The organism is Curtobacterium sp. MCLR17_055, from assembly GCF_003234305.1.
Lineage (GTDB): Bacteria > Actinomycetota > Actinomycetes > Actinomycetales > Microbacteriaceae > Curtobacterium > Curtobacterium flaccumfaciens.
This window is the reverse complement of the sequence record NZ_QKSX01000027.1, coordinates 1-14,864: the sequence shown is the minus strand read 5'-3', so window position 1 is coordinate 14,864 and position 14,864 is coordinate 1. Positions and strand designations below refer to the sequence as shown.

General features: G+C 71.4%; 12 protein-coding genes and 1 tRNA gene. 11 read left to right on the top strand and 2 right to left on the bottom strand.

From position 1 onward, the window contains the following. Positions 1-6 precede the first annotated feature (6 nt). The 3 genes from DEJ09_RS17215 (at position 7) to DEJ09_RS17205 (ending at position 3,227) form a co-directional block, all read left to right on the top strand. On the top strand, positions 7-1,335 hold the full coding sequence (locus tag DEJ09_RS17215; RefSeq protein ID WP_027465651.1) for an NAD(P)/FAD-dependent oxidoreductase: 1,329 nt from the start codon (positions 7-9) through the stop codon (positions 1,333-1,335). Positions 1,336-1,491: 156 nt separating this feature from the next. Next, positions 1,492-2,631: a zinc-dependent alcohol dehydrogenase gene (locus DEJ09_RS17210; RefSeq protein WP_111089380.1), complete on the top strand. Its 1,140-nt coding sequence runs from the start codon at positions 1,492-1,494 to the stop codon at positions 2,629-2,631. An 11-nt stretch (positions 2,632-2,642) separates the two neighbouring features. After that, a complete protein-coding gene (locus DEJ09_RS17205) occupies positions 2,643-3,227 on the top strand; it encodes a hypothetical protein (protein WP_111056439.1) in 585 nt (194 codons plus the stop codon). 317 nt (positions 3,228-3,544) lie between these two features. On the opposite strand, the gene DEJ09_RS17200 is transcribed toward DEJ09_RS17205, so the two are convergent. Next, positions 3,545-3,630: transfer RNA gene (locus tag DEJ09_RS17200), tRNA-Leu, on the bottom strand. Positions 3,631-3,791: 161 nt separating this feature from the next. On the opposite strand from DEJ09_RS17200, the gene DEJ09_RS17195 reads away from it, so the two are divergent. The 3 genes from DEJ09_RS17195 (at position 3,792) to mshC (ending at position 7,254) form a co-directional block, all read left to right on the top strand. Then, positions 3,792-5,120 carry a M20/M25/M40 family metallo-hydrolase gene (locus DEJ09_RS17195; RefSeq protein ID WP_111089379.1) on the top strand — a complete coding sequence of 443 codons (1,329 nt, stop codon included), beginning with the start codon at positions 3,792-3,794 and terminating at the stop codon, positions 5,118-5,120. Between the two features lie 62 nt (positions 5,121-5,182). Next, on the top strand, positions 5,183-6,013 hold the full coding sequence (locus tag DEJ09_RS17190) for an undecaprenyl-diphosphate phosphatase (RefSeq protein WP_027465647.1): 831 nt from the start codon (positions 5,183-5,185) through the stop codon (positions 6,011-6,013). After that, on the top strand, positions 6,010-7,254 hold the full coding sequence (gene mshC / locus DEJ09_RS17185) for a cysteine--1-D-myo-inosityl 2-amino-2-deoxy-alpha-D-glucopyranoside ligase (protein WP_111089378.1): 1,245 nt from the start codon (positions 6,010-6,012) through the stop codon (positions 7,252-7,254). Before DEJ09_RS17190 ends, mshC begins: the two co-directional genes overlap by 4 nt. Before the next feature lie 923 nt (positions 7,255-8,177). Here mshC and DEJ09_RS17180 read toward each other — a convergent pair. Continuing rightward, entirely contained in the window at positions 8,178-9,101 is a 924-nt protein-coding gene (locus tag DEJ09_RS17180) for a proteasome assembly chaperone family protein (protein WP_027465645.1), read from the bottom strand. Between the two features lie 147 nt (positions 9,102-9,248). Between DEJ09_RS17180 and DEJ09_RS17175 the strand changes: the two genes are divergently transcribed. The 5 genes from DEJ09_RS17175 (at position 9,249) to DEJ09_RS17155 (ending at position 14,233) form a co-directional block, all read left to right on the top strand. Then, positions 9,249-10,007 carry an HAD family phosphatase gene (locus tag DEJ09_RS17175; RefSeq protein WP_244993106.1) on the top strand — a complete coding sequence of 253 codons (759 nt, stop codon included), beginning with the start codon at positions 9,249-9,251 and terminating at the stop codon, positions 10,005-10,007. Then, positions 10,004-11,182, top strand: coding sequence for a tRNA (adenine-N1)-methyltransferase (locus tag DEJ09_RS17170; protein ID WP_111089377.1), 1,179 nt, complete (start codon positions 10,004-10,006; stop codon positions 11,180-11,182). Before DEJ09_RS17175 ends, DEJ09_RS17170 begins: the two co-directional genes overlap by 4 nt. A gap of 42 nt (positions 11,183-11,224) precedes the next feature. After that, complete coding sequence (locus DEJ09_RS17165; RefSeq protein ID WP_111039362.1) at positions 11,225-12,145, top strand: FKBP-type peptidyl-prolyl cis-trans isomerase; 921 nt, start codon at positions 11,225-11,227, stop codon at positions 12,143-12,145. 71 nt (positions 12,146-12,216) lie between these two features. Further along, positions 12,217-13,269, top strand: coding sequence for a YafY family protein (locus tag DEJ09_RS17160; RefSeq protein ID WP_071403785.1), 1,053 nt, complete (start codon positions 12,217-12,219; stop codon positions 13,267-13,269). Then, a complete protein-coding gene (locus tag DEJ09_RS17155) occupies positions 13,262-14,233 on the top strand; it encodes a YafY family protein (protein WP_111030116.1) in 972 nt (323 codons plus the stop codon). Before DEJ09_RS17160 ends, DEJ09_RS17155 begins: the two co-directional genes overlap by 8 nt. Positions 14,234-14,864: the final 631 nt, after the last annotated feature.

Genomic DNA, 14,864 nt, shown 5'->3' with positions numbered 1-14,864 from the left:
GGAGGAATGGCAGACTCGATCCCTCACGTCCTCGTCCTCGGCGGCGGCTCCGCTGGCTACACCACGGTCAAGCAGCTCCAGAAGCACGCGGCCACGGTGCCCATGCGCATCACGCTCGTGGACCAGAACACCTACTACACGTACCTGCCGTTCCTGCCCGAGGTCGCCGGTGGCCACATCGCGCCGAAGGACGTCACCGTCGAGCTGCGCCGTGCACTGCGCAAGACCCGGGTGATCCAGGGCAAGGTCACCGCGATCTCCTCGGCGGACAAGACCGTCTCGATCGCGACCGCCGGCGGCGACGACCGCACCCTCGGCTACGACCACCTCGTCGTCGCCCTCGGTTCCGTCACCCGCACCTTCCCGACCCCCGGGCTCGAGGAGTACGGCGTCGGCTTCAAGAGCGTCGAAGAGGCCGCCTACGTGCGCGCCAAGCTCCTCGACAACATCGCGAAGGCCGCTGCCACCCGCGACGAGGACGAGCGTCGCCGTCTGCTGACCAGCGTCTTCGTCGGCGGTGGCTACACCGGCGTCGAGGCGATCGGTGAGCTCTTCGACGTGTCGCAGGCTGCCATCAAGACCTACCCGTCGCTCGCCGGTGAGCAGCCCCGCTGGGTGCTCATCGACGCCCTCGACCGCGTCGCGCCCGAGGTCGGCCCGGAGCTGTCCAAGTGGACGCTCGAGTCGCTCCGCGCCCGCGGCATCGACGTCCGCCTGAAGACCACCATGCCGAGCGCCGAGGGCGGTGTCGTCAAGTTCTCCGACGGCGACGAGTTCGCCACGGGCCTGCTCGTCTGGACCGCGGGCGTCAAGCCGAACCCGCTCCTCGACGCCTCCGACCTGCCGCGCGGGCCGAAGGGCCACCTCGCGGCGAACGCGAAGCTCCAGGTCGAGGCCGAGGACACCCACCAGGTCGTCGAGGGCGTCTGGGGTCTCGGTGACGTCGCGCAGGTGCCCGACCTGACCGCCGACAAGCAGCCGGCGTTCTACCCGCCGAACGCGCAGAACGCCGTGCGCCAGGCCGTGGTCGCCGCCGACAACATCGTCGCGACCATCACCGGCAAGCCGCTCGAGGAGTACCGCCACCCCTCCATCGGCACCGTCGCGTCGTACGGTGTCGGCAAGGGTGCCGCGAACATCAAGGGCATCAAGATGACCAACCTGCTCGCGTGGCTCGCGCACCGCGCGTACCACGTGTACGCGATGCCGACCCTGAACCGGAAGGCCCGCATCATCATCGGCTGGATCACCGGCGCGGTGTCCGGTCGCGACGCGACCTCCCTGATCAAGGAGACTGACCCGCGACGCAACTTCGTCGAGGCGTCGAAGAGCTAGACGCCCCCAAAGATCGGACGGGAGGCGCGGTGCCAGCTGGCACCGCGCCTCCCGTCCGTCTGTGCGGACGCCCACCGCTTGTCCGCCATCTGCGGTCCTGGGTCCGTTCCAACGTGGCGCGCGCCAGCGTGGACGCGACGAACGAGAGGAGCGTCCATGCGCGCCATGACGTACCGCGGCCCCTACCGGATCCGAGTCGAGGAGAAACCGGATCCCCGGATCGAGCACCCGAACGACGCGATCGTCCGGGTGGAACGGGCCGCGATCTGCGGGTCGGACCTGCACCTGTACCACGGCATGATGCCCGACACCCGGGTCGGGCACACGTTCGGCCACGAGTTCATCGGGGTGGTCGAGCAGATCGGCTCGTCCGTCGAGACCCTGTCGGTCGGCGACCGCGTGATGGTCCCGTTCAACATCTTCTGCGGCACGTGCTGGTTCTGCGCCCGCGGACTCTTCGCGAACTGCCACAACGTGAACCCGAACGCGACCGCGGTTGGCGGGATCTACGGGTACTCGCACACCACCGGCGGGTACGACGGCGGACAGGCGGAGCGCGTGCGGGTGCCGTTCGCCGACGTCGGACCGCAGGTGATCCCGGACTGGCTCGACGACGACGACGCCCTCCTCATGACGGACGCACTGAGCACCGGGTACTTCGGGGCGCAGCTGGCGTCGATCCGTGAGGGCGACACCGTCGTGGTGCTCGGTGCCGGGCCGGTCGGACTGTTCTCCGCGGCGTCGGCGTGGTTCATGGGAGCCGGTCGGGTGATCGTCGTCGACCAGCTCGAGTACCGGCTCGAGAAGGCCCGGAGCTTCGCGCACGCCGAGACGATCAACTTCGCCGAGGTCGACGACGTCGTGCTCGAGATGAAGAAGCAGACCGACTTCCTGGGTGCGGACAGCGTGATCGACGCGGTCGGAGCCGAGGCGGACGGCAACTTCACCCAGCAGGTCACCGCCTCGAAGCTGAAGCTGCAGGGCGGGTCCCCGACGGCGCTCAACTGGGCGATCGACGGTGTCCGCAAGGGCGGCACGGTCTCGGCGGTCGGCGCGTACGGGCCGATCCCGAGCGCGGTGAAGTTCGGTGACGCGATGAACAAGGGCGTCACGATCCACACGAACCAGGCGCACGTGAAGCGCCAGTGGCCGCGGTTGCTCGAGCACATCCAGGCCGGGCACTTCAAGCCGAGCGACATCATCACGCACCGCATCCCCCTCGAGCACATCGCCGAGGGCTACCACCTGTTCTCGTCCAAGCTCGACGGTTGCATCAAGACCGTCGTCGTGCCGTGAGGAGGCCCGACATGTCCGACCACACCCCGTACATCGCCGATCCACCCCGACGGGTGCCGTCGGCCGAGGAACTCCGTGCCCGCATCCCGGGGTGGGGGAGCGACCTCGACCCGGCGGACCGGCCGTCCGTCCCGAAGCTCTCGCGCGAGGCCGGTTCGGCCACCGGAGCCCACTGGGACCTCCCGCCGCAGCAGGACGGTGCGCACGGCCGGGAGCGCTCGATCGAGCACGCCCACGTGACGCCGGTGTTCGGCACCGCGCAGCCCCTGCACGGCGTCGCCGGGATCGTCCGGCGGTACGCCTACCGGCGGTTCAGCGAGGGGCGCCTGGCGCACTGGATGCTGCTCGTCGTCGGGGACCGCCTGGACGTCGCGACGCACCGGGTGACCGATGCGCTCCGGGGTCGGCCGGACCGGCTGATCAGCGAGACCGGCGTCGCGGCGGAGCGTGGGAACCACCCCGTTGCGTCGCGCCTGGGGTCGAGTCGGTCGGACTGGCGGCACCAGGTGCTCGACCCGGTGGTCGCGAACTGGGGCTGGCTGGCGGCGCTCGGCGCCGTGGTGCTGGTGGTGCGGCGGGTGCGCCGCTCGCGCTGACCGCGTGTGGTGCCGGGCTTGCACCTTGGTGCGGCGTTGCCCACTCGGTGCGACCTTGTTCCGTCACACGGAGTGCGCAACCTCGGACCGGCCCGCGACGCGCGTACGTTCCGGCCTGGAGGCGCGCTGCGGCCCCGCCCCGCGCCTCCAGTCCGCACGTCCCGTGTCCAGCCGCGTGTACGGACGCTGCACGGAGAACGCCCTGAGCGCAGCGAGGCGGCACGTGGTCGCCCTGAGCGCAGCGATGGCGGCACTCGCCGGGAAGCCACAACAGAAAATGCCCCCCGACCGAAAGGTCAGGGGGCACGCATTTCCTGTGTCCGAGAGGGGACTTGAACCCCTACGCCCTAATACGGGCACTAGCACCTCAAGCTAGCGCGTCTACCAATTCCGCCACCCGGACAGGGTGTCTGGTGTCTGTTTCCCGGGTTGAACCCGGCGTTCCTGCCGAGAGAAGACACTAGCACGGGTCTGAACGCGCGATGAACACGGTCGCGCATCCCGGGCGAGTCCTGCGCGCGCTGTCCCGGCGACGGGGTCGGTGCCGACCGATACCGTGGAGCCATGACGAACCCGGAGCCCTCCGAGCCGCAGTCCGTGCCCGAGCTCGAGGCCACCGCGGCGATCGCCCGCGACCTCATCCGCATCGACACGACGAACTGGGGCGAGGGGAAGTCCCGTGGTGAGACGGAGGCAGCCCACTACGTCGAGGACAAGCTCCGCGCGCTGGGTCTCGAGCCGCAGTTGTTCGAGTCGGAGCCGGACCGGGTGAGCGTCGTGGCGCGGGTGCCCGGTCGGAACCGTGACAAGCCGGCGCTCGTGGTGCACGGGCACCTCGACGTCGTGCCGGCCGACCCGGCGAACTGGTCGGTCGACCCGTTCGGTGGCGTGGTCAAGGACGGGTCGCTGTGGGGTCGGGGCGCCGTCGACATGAAGAACATGGACGCGATGATGCTCACGTCGCTGGCCGACGTCATCGAGCAGCACGGTGCGCCGGAGCGTGACCTGGTGATCGCGTACTTCGCCGACGAAGAGGCCGGGGGAGTCCTGGGGTCCCACCACGTGGTCGACCAGCACCCGGAGGTCTTCGCGGGGGCGTCGGCGGCGATCAGCGAGGTCGGCGGGTACTCGATCACGCTCGGTGACCGTCGCGCCTACCTGTTGCAGACCGGCGAGAAGGCGCTCATGTGGGTGAAGCTGATCGCGCGCGGCACCGCTGCCCACGGCTCGCACGTGATCTGTGACAACGCCGTGACGAAGCTCGCGGCGGCGGTCGCCCGGATCGGCAGCGAGGAGTGGCCCGTCCGGCTCTCGGCCACGACGGACGCGATGGTGGCCGAGGTGGCGCGGTTCCTCGGGGTCGACCCGACGGTGACCGGCCCGGACGAGGTCGCGCTGGCCACCGGCTCGGCGTCGCGGTTCATCCACGCCGCGCTGCACACCACGTCGAACCCGACGGTGCTGACGGCCGGCTACAAGCACAACGTCATCCCCGACACCGCCGAGGCCCTGGTGGACATCCGCTGCCTGCCGGGTGACGAGGAGACCGTGCTCGAGCGGGTGCGGGAGCTCGCCGGGCCCGACGTCGAGGTGGTCATGTCGTTCCGCGACATCGGCCTCGAGCAGGACTTCGGCGGCCCGCTGGTCGACGCCGTCCGCGACGTCCTCGGCCGGCACGACCCGGGCGCACCGGTCCTGCCGTACCTGCTGTCCGGCGGCACCGACAACAAGGCGCTCTCGACGCTCGGCATCGCGGGGTACGGGTTCGTGCCGCTGCAGCTGCCGGCCGGTGTCGACTTCCCCGCGATGTTCCACGGCGTCGACGAGCGGGTGCCGCTCGACTCGCTGGCGTTCGGTCGGCGGGTGCTGGGCGACCTGCTCGCCACGTACTGATATTGTTCATGGTCGCCGTCGTGGCGGTGCCCTGACCGACCTCCCCCCGAAAGGCCCGTGCGATGCACATCCTCGAGGCGATCTTCCTCGGCTTCGTCCAGGGGCTCACCGAGTTCCTGCCCGTGTCCTCCAGCGCGCACCTGCGCATCGTGGGGCTCTTCCTGCCCGACGCGAAGGACCCCGGTGCGGCCTTCACCGCCGTGACGCAGCTCGGCACCGAGACCGCGGTGCTCATCTACTTCTGGAAGGACATCACCCGGATCATCGGGCGGTGGTTCCGGTCGGTGGTCAAGCGTGACGTGCCGAAGGGCGACCCCGACGTCCGGCTCGGCTGGCTGGTGATCCTCGGCACGATCCCGATCGGGGTCGCCGGGCTCCTGCTCAAGGACTCGATCGAGACCACGTTCCGGTCCCTCTGGATCGTCGCGATCGTCCTCATCGTGTTCGGTGTCGTGCTCGGCGTGCTCGACCGTGTCGGCCGCAAGGAGCGCCGGATCGAGCAGATGACGTTCCGCGGTGGTCTGCTCATCGGCCTGGCGCAGATGCTCGCCCTGGTGCCCGGTGTGTCCCGTTCCGGTGCGACGGTGTCGATGGGCCTCGCCCTCGGGTACACCCGCCCGGCGGCCGCGCGCTTCGCGTTCCTGCTCGCGATCCCGGCGGTGTTCCTGTCCGGGTTCTACGAGGCCGCGACGAGCCTCGGCGACCACGGCTCGCCGTTCGGACTCGCCGACACGCTCATCGCGACCGTCGTCGCGTTCGTGGTCGGGTTCGTCGTGATCGCGGCGTTCATGAACTACATCAGCAAGCGCAGCTTCATGCCCTTCGTCGTTTACCGGATCGCACTCGGTATCGTGCTCATCGTGTTGTTGTCGCTCGGAGTGATCCAGCCGTGAGGGCCTGGCAGGCCCCATCCGTCCCCGACGTCCCCGGCGCCGCGCCCCGACCGGTCGTCCACGACACCGCAACGGGCAAGCCGGTGGACCCCGCCCGCGACGAGGACCGTGCCGCGCTGTACGTCTGCGGCATCACGCCGTACGACGCCACGCACCTCGGCCACGCGGCGACCTACCTGGCGTTCGACACGCTCGGCCGCGCCTGGCGTGACGCGGGGCTCGACGTCGAGTACGCGCAGAACGTCACCGACGTGGACGACCCGCTGCTCGAGCGTGCCGCCCGCGACGGCGTCGACTGGCGTGCCCTGGCGGCTGAGCAGGTCGACCTGTTCCGCCGCGACATGGAGTCGCTGCGGATCCTGCCGCCGGACGACTTCGTGGCCGTCACCGACGAGGTCGAGCGCGTCGCCGAGGCGGTCTCGTTCCTGCAGGAGTCCGGCTACGCGTACGAGGTCCCGACGGACGGCGCCGAGGGCGACGACCTGTACTTCGACGTGAACCGCCCCACCGACGCATGGACCCTCGGTGACGAGAGCGGCCTGGACCGCGAGACGATGCTCGCCCTCGCAGCCGAACGCGGCGGCGACCCGGATCGTCCGGGCAAGCGCGACCCGCTCGACCCGCTGCTGTGGCGCGCCGCGCGTGACGGTGAGCCAGCCTGGGACACCGAGATCGGCCCCGGTCGCCCCGGCTGGCACATCGAGTGCAGCGTCATCGCCGGTGACCGCCTCGGGCTGCCGATCAGCGTGCAGGGCGGCGGGAGCGACCTGGTCTTCCCGCACCACGAGATGAGCGCCGGGCACGCTGCTGCCCTCGCGCACCAGCCCCTCGCGAACGCGTTCGTGCACACCGGGATGATCGCCTACCAGGGCACGAAGATCTCGAAGTCGCTCGGCAACCTCGTCACCGTGCGCGGGCTGCTCGACGACGGCGCCGACCCCCGTGCCATCCGGCTCGCGCTGCTGTCGCACAAGTACTCCGACGACTGGGAGTGGTTCGACACCGAGCTGACGAGCGCCCAGACGCGGCTCGCCGGCTGGGACGCCTGGGCCTCGGGATCCTCCGCCGGGCACGCCGACGACGCGGCGGACGTCGCGGCACGCATCCGCGCGCGGGTCTCCGACGACCTGGACACCCCCGGTGCCGTCGCCGCGGTCGACACGGCGATCGCCGGTGGCACGGCGTGCACGCCGGAGCTCATCGACCTGATCGACGCGCTGCTCGGCATCCGCCTGGCCTGACCTGCGCTGACGCGACACGCCGTATGCCCGGCGACGAGGGGTCAGAAACTGTCGCGCGGGCGGGCCGCAGCCGACAGTTTGCGACCACTCGCCGGACGTGAGCGGGGTGTCGTGACGGTTCGCGGTCGCCGGACGGGAGGCCCGTGGCGGGGCCGACACGCGCCTCCCGTCCGCCGTGTGGTCGGGACACGTCGCGTGCGTGCCGCCGAGGGGTCAGGAACTGTCGCCCGGGCGGGCCGCAACCGACAGTTCGCGACCACTCGCCGGCCGTGAGCAGGAGTGTCGTGACCGCGCGGTGAGTGGTCGCGACACGTCGCGTGCGTGCCACCGAGGGGTCAGGAACTGTCGCCCGGGCGGGCCGCAGCCGACAGTTTGCGACCACTCGCCGGACGTGAGCGGGGTGTCGTGACGGTTCGCGGTCGCCGGACGGGAGGCCCGTGGCGGGGCCGACACGCGCCTCCCGTCCGCCGTGTGGTCGGGACACGTCGCGTGCGTGCCGCCGAGGGGTCAGGAACTGTCGCCCGGGCGGGCCGCAACCGACAGTTCGCGACCACTCGCCGGCCGTGAGCAGGAGTGTCGTGACCGCGCGGTGAGTGGTCGCGACACGTCGCGTGCGTGCCACCGAGGGGTCAGGAACTGTCGCCCGGGCGGGCCGCAGCCGACAGTTTGCGACCACTCGCCGGACGTGAGCGGGGTGTCGTGACGGTTCGCGGTCGCCGGACGGGAGGCCCGTGGCGGGGCCGACACGCGCCTCCCGTCCGCCGTGTGGTCGGGACACGTCGCGTGCGCGCCGCCGAGGGGTCAGGAACTGTCGCCCGGGCGGGCCGCAGCCGACAGTTCGCGACCACTCGCCGCACGCCCCAGACGGACAGGAGGCACGGTGCCAGCCGGCACCGTGCCTCCTGTCCGTCAGCGGGTGACGGCTACTGCTGGGGCCGCCACGGCCCCTCGCCACCGGCGGTGCCGCCGTCCTTGCCGTCCTTGCGCTCACGGCGACGGAGGTACTGCTCGAACTCCTGCGCGATGGCGTCACCCGAGGCCTCGGGGGAGTCGACCGTGTCGCGCGCCTGCTCGAGCTGCCCGATGTAGGACGCCATGTCCTCGTCGTCGGCGGCGAGGGCGTCGATGCCCTCTTCCCACTCGGTGGCGTCGTCGAGCAGCGAGCCACGGGGCACCGTGACGTCAGTGAGCTCCTCGATCTTGTCGAGCAGCGAGAGCGTGGCCTTGGGCGAGGGCGAGTTGTGCACGTAGTGCGGCACCGAGGCCCACAGGGACAGCGTGGTCAGGCCGGCCTTGTCCATCGCGTCGGCGAGGACCCCGAGGATGCCGGTCGGGCCCTCGTACGAGGACTTGTCGACGTCGAAAGCGGCGCGGACACCGGCGTTCTCGCTCGACACGAACACCGAGATCGGCCGGGTGTGCGGGACGTCGGCGAGCATCGCACCGACGAAGACGACGGCGTCGATCGAGTAGACGTCCGCCAGGTCGATGATCTCCGAGCAGAAGCCCCGCCAGGTGCGCGAGGGTTCCGGGCCGACGAGGACGAAGACGTCACGGTCGGTGGGGGAGCCGGTGGCGCCGATGACCGGACGACCCTCGGCACCGGGGCCGTGCAGCACGATCCGGGGCCACTGCACACCGCGGTCGCCGTTGTCGTCGGTGCCGACGGTGGGCCGGTTGAACTGGTAGTCGACGTACCGCTCACCGTCGAGCTCACGCAACTCGTCGAGGCCGAGCGACTCGACGATGCGACGCGCCAGACCGCTCGCGGCCTCGCCGGCGTCGTTCCAGCCCTCGAAGGCGACGACGAGCAAGCGACCGTCGCTGAAGGGGGAGTGCTGTGGCACGGAGCGGACCTCCTGGTGGTGGAGCGGAGCGGGGCGGGAGCGATGCCCCCGGCCGGACACGATTCAGGCATCCACTGTAGGCCCAGGGGGTGTCGGCGCACGCGCGCGTCCGCGCCCAGCGGAACGGCCCCGGTAGACTCGTCGCCCGTGACCGCGCATCCTCCTGCCCTCGTCCCGCCCGCAGCCGTGCTGTGGGACATGGACGGCACGATCATCGACACCGAGCCGATCTGGCAGCGGTCCCAGGTCGACCTGACGAACCGCTACGGCGCCGAGTGGACCCACGAGGACGGCCTGTCCCTGGTCGGGTCCGGCCTCGAGCGCTCCGGTGAGCTCCTGCGCGCCAAGGGCGTCGACATGGAGGTCGAGGAGATCATCCAGTGGATGACCGACTACGTCATGGAGCACCTGCGCGCCGGTGAACTGCCCTGGCGGCCGGGTGCCCGCGAGCTCGTCGAGGAGCTCCACGCCCGCGGCATCCCGACCGCCCTGGTCACGATGTCCCGTCGCAAGATGGCGCTCGTCGCCGCCGAGGCCCTGGGCGAGCGCGGCTTCCGCGTCGTCGTGGCCGGCGACGACGTCGACCGCCCGAAGCCGTTCCCGGACGCGTACCTGTCCGCCGCGGCGCAGCTCGGCGTCGAGCCCACCGCGTGCGTCGCGATCGAGGACTCCGCCACCGGTGTCGCGTCGGCCGTCGCCTCCGGCGCCGTCACGGTCGCCGTCGAACACATCGTCCCGCTGTCCGAGATCGCCGGCGGCGACGTGCACCTGACCACCCTGGCGGGCGTCGACGTCGACCGTCTGGTCGAGTTGACGACGCCGGCACTGGCCGCACGGGCTGCGCACTCTGGAGGCGCGGTGCCGGACCCGGCGCACGCTGCGGACACCGAAGGGGTCACCCGATGAGCCACACCGACGACGCACGCGACGAGGCGGACGCGAGCAGCGCCTCCAGTCCGACCGCGGATCCGACCGCAGCCCTCCCGCACACCGCGGGCGGCGCACCGCACACGCCGCCGCGCGGCCCGTTCCGGGCCGGCGACCGCGTCCAGCTGACCGGTCCGAAGGGCAAGCTCACGACGCTGTCGCTCGAGACCGCGGGTGAGTACCACACGCACCGCGGGGTGCTCCGGCACGACGACGTCATCGGCCAGCCCGACGGCTCCGTCATCCGGGCGAGCACCGGTGACGAGTACCTCGCGCTCCGTCCGCTGCTCAACGACTACGTGATGTCGATGCCGCGTGGCGCCGCGATCGTCTACCCGAAGGACGCGGCGCAGATCGTGGCCTTCGCGGACGTCTTCCCCGGGGCCCGCGTGGTCGAGGCCGGCGTCGGCTCGGGGGCGCTGTCGCTGTTCCTGCTCCGCGCGATCGGCCCGACCGGGCAGCTGCAGTCGTTCGAGCGCCGCGAGGAGTTCGCGGCGATCGCGAAGGGCAACGTCGGCACCTTCCTCGGCGCAGTCCCGGACAACTGGTCCGTCACCGTCGGTGACCTGGTCGAGTCGCTGCCCGACGCGACCGAGCCGCAGAGCGTCGACCGGGTCGTGCTCGACATGCTCGCGCCGTGGGAGTGCGTGGACGCAGCGGCCGACGCCCTCGTGCCCGGCGGACTCATCGTCTGCTACGTCGCGACCGTCACGCAGCTGTCCCGCACGGCCGAGGCCCTGCGCGACACCGGGCGCTTCACCGACCCGATGCCGAGCGAGACCCTGGTGCGCACCTGGCACGTCGAGGGCCTCGCCGTCCGCCCGGACCACCGCATGGTCGGGCACACCGGATTCCTCGTCACGGCACGACGCCTGGCCGACGGCACCGTGCTGCCGAACCTGAAGCGCCGCGCTGGCAAGGCGGAGTTCTCGGACGAGGACATCGAGGCCTGGACCCCCGGCGCCGTGGGCGAGCGGGCGACGAGCGACAAGAAGCTCCGCAAGGTCGCCCGGCAGTCGGCGGCGCAGGCGCGCAAGGTCGCTGCGGCCGAGGCGTCGTCGGCGGCGGATGGTGCTGCGGCGCCGTCCGAGGGCGCTGTGACTCCGTCGGATGCCGCTGCGGCTCCGTCCGGGGCCGTCGAGGACGAACGGTAGGCTGACGGCGTGCCCGTCCTGCATCGAACGGAAAGAGGGTCCGTGCGCACCATCCCCGCACTCCTGGTCACCATCGGTCTCGCGGTGTCCCTCACCGCCTGCGCCTCGAACGGTGCCGGCACCACGCCCTCGAGCTGTGCCGCTCCCGGCGCCGCGTCCGAAGCGGTGACCGCCACCGGCAAGTTCGGCTCGGAGCCGAAGGTCAACGTGCCGAAGGGCCTGACCACCAAGGGCACCCAGGTGTCCGTGCTGCAGCAGGGTTCCGGTCGCACGATCGACGACGGCACCCCCGTCCTGGTCGAGTACACCCTGGTCGACGGCTCCACGGGGCAGGTCGCCCAGACGAGCGGCTACTCGGGCCAGACGGCACCGATCACCGCCGGTGCGAGCAACTACGGGGCCCTCGGCGCCTCGCTGCAGTGCGCCCGCGTCGGCGACCGCCTGGCGGTGGCCCTGCCGAAGAGCGCCCTGAGCAGCACCGGCGGCACCGCTGGCAGCTCGTCGTCGAAGAAGACCGAGGACGCCGTCATCGCCGTCATCGACGTCAAGCGCGCGTTCGACGCCCGTGCCACCGGCACCCCGCAGCTCGCCGGCGACAAGATGCCGGCCGTGGTGCTCGCACCCTCCGGCGCCCCCGGCATCACGATCCCGTCGTGGAGCGCGCCGAAGTCGAACGAGACGCACCTGCTCCGCAAGGGCGACGGTCGCGAGCTCACCGCGAAGGACACCGCGGTCATCAAGTACACCGCCGTCACCTGGGGTGCCGACCCGTCCGTCGCCGGCTCCAGCTGGACCGACGGTTCCGGCGCGCAGGCCATCCCGCTCACCAAGGGCCAGGTCGACGAGGGCGTCCGGTCCGCCATCGTCGGGCACCACGTCGGCGACCAGGTCCTGGCCATCGTCAACCAGCAGGGGACCGCGTACGCGTACGTGATCGACGTCCTCGGGGCGATCTCGAACTGACCCGGTCCGACCGTCCACGGACCGCGGCGCGGGTGCACTCCGGTGCACCCGCGCTGCCGTAGGATCGGCTCGTGCCAGCGACCCGTGTGCCCCGTGTGCCCGCCGAGGAGCGGCTGTTCAGCCTCGTGCTCGCGCTGCTCTCGACGGAGTCCGGGCTGACCAAGGCCGAGATCCTGGCCAACGTGCAGGGGTACCGGCAGCGGTTCTCGACCGGTGGCGACAACGCCTCGCTCGAGCGCCAGTTCGAACGCGACAAGGACGACGTCCGCGAGCTCGGCATCCCCCTCGAGACCATCGAGACCCCGGGTGCCGCGGGCAACAACCAGACGCTCCGGTACCGGATCCCGAAGGGTGAGTACGACCTGCCCGTCGACGTCCGCTTCACCCCGGACGAATCCGCGCTGCTGTCCCTGGCCGCGATGGCCTGGCGCGAAGGCGCACTGTCCGCCGACTCCCGCCGTGGCCTGCTGAAGGTCCGCTCGGCCGGCGCCGAGGACGACGACGGTGCTCTGCAGCTCGGGGTCGATGCGTACGCCCCGCGGCTCCGGGCTCGGGATGCGTCCTTCGAGCCGCTCCGTTCCGCGCTCGATCGCGGCGCCGCAGTTCGCTTCGACTACATCACCCCGGGGCAGCACGACGCCCGTCGGCGCGAAGTGGCTCCACTCGCCCTGGTGCAGCACGGCGGCCGTTGGATGCTCGCCGCCCACGAGTTCGCGACGGACTCGGACAAGAACTACCTGCTGGCCCGCATCGTCGGACCCGTCACCCAGTACGAGGTCGGGCAGCACACCGCTCCCGTCGGCGCGGGGGAGCGCACCCTCGCCGAGCTCGAGCGGATCTGGGCCGAGCGCACCGCGCGCATCGCCGTGACGCCGGGTTCCGACGCCGAACGCCGACTCACCCGTCGCCGCGACACCGAGACCGACGCCGACGGCGCGCTCGTGCTGCACCACGTCGACCCGCAGATCCTCGCCGAGGAACTCGCCGCCTTCGGGCCCGAGGTCCGGGTGCTCGAGCCCGACGACCTGCGGTCGCGGGTCGACGAGCGCCTCCGTGCACTCGTGCGCGACCACACCGACGACGACCCTGCAGCAGCCCCCGGAGAGGACCCCGTTCGTGGCTGACGCCCAACCCCTGCAGGCGCAGGACAAGCTCGCGTTCCTGCTCGCCCTGGTGCCGTACCTGATCGACCGCGAGCGGGTCTCGGTGGCCGAGGCCGCTCGGCACTTCGGTGTGCCCGAGGCCCGCATCCGGCGTGCCGTCGAACTCATCGCGGTGTCCGGGGTTCCCGGCGAGACGATGCAGTACCAGCACGGCGACCTGTTCGACATCGCGTGGGACGACTTCGACCAGAACGACATGATCGTGCTGACCAACCTCGTGGCGATCGACGACTCACCGCGGCTGTCGGCTCGTGAGGCGTCGGCGCTCATCGCTGGTCTGCAGTACCTGTCCGCGCTGCCCGAGGCCGCCGACCGTGACGCGATCCGCGCGCTGATGGCCAAGCTCTCCCGCGGAGCCGGGGGAGCGGCGTCGACCGTCGCCGTCGGGCAGGACCTGCACGACGTCGCCCTCGCCACCATCCGCCGGGCGATGTCCGACGGCCGCGGCCTGGTCTTCGAGTACGCCGGACCGCGCACCCAGGGCGGCACCCGACGGGTCGACCCGCTCCGGGTCGAGTCCATCGACACCGACTGGTACCTGCGCGCGTGGGACCTCGACCGGCAGGCGCTCCGGACGTTCCGGCTCGACCGGATGTCCGAGGCCCGGGTCGACGACCGCGCGGCCGAGAAGACCATCGACCAGGTCGTCATCCCGGACACGCTGTTCCAGCAGGCCGCCGACGACGTCATCGTCACGGTGGAACTCGACTCGACGTCGCTGCCCCTGGTCGCCGACTTCCTGTCCGACACCGCCGACGCGCCCGACTCCGACGGCCGTGTGCGCATTCGGCTCGCGGCGTCGCACGGGTTCGACGGCGTGGTCCGGCTCGTTGCCGGGTTGCCTGGTCGTGCCGTGGTGCTCGACCCGCCAGCGGCCCGTGACGCTGTGCGCGACTTCGCGGCCGCGGCCCTCGCCGCCGGCTGACGTCTGCCGCTGCGGCCCGTCCGAGCGCTGCACGTTCCGACCGGGTACGCCCGATCCCGCCAGGTATGCCTGATCTCGCCAGGTACGCCTGATCTCGCACGGTGGACCTCGGGTACCTGGTGGTTCCGGGCGTACCTGGTGTGATCTTCCGACCCGGTATGCCCGTTCCCGCCAGGTACGCCCGAACTCGCCAGGTAAGCCCGATGTCGCACGGCACGCCCGATCCCGCACGGTGAAGCTCGGGTAGCTGGTGGTTCCGGGCGTACCTGGTGTGTTGATCCGACCAGGTATGCCCGATCTCGCCAGGTATGCGCGAGCACGCACGGTGGACCTCGGGTACCTGGTCGTTCCGGGCGTACCTGGTGTGTAGCTCCGACCAGGTATGCCCGATCTCGCCAGGTATGCCCGATCTCGCCAGGTATGCCCGATCTCGCCAGGTACGCCCGATCTCGCCAGGTACGCCCGATCTCGCCAGGTGCGCCCGATGGCGCACGGTGTGCCCGAACTCGCAGGTACGCCCGATCTCGCACGGCGGACCTCGGGTACCTGGTCGTTCCGGGCGTACCGGGTCGGAAGATCGCGCCAGATGATCCCCACACGACCGGCTAGGCGCGGGCCGGCGGGCGCGAGC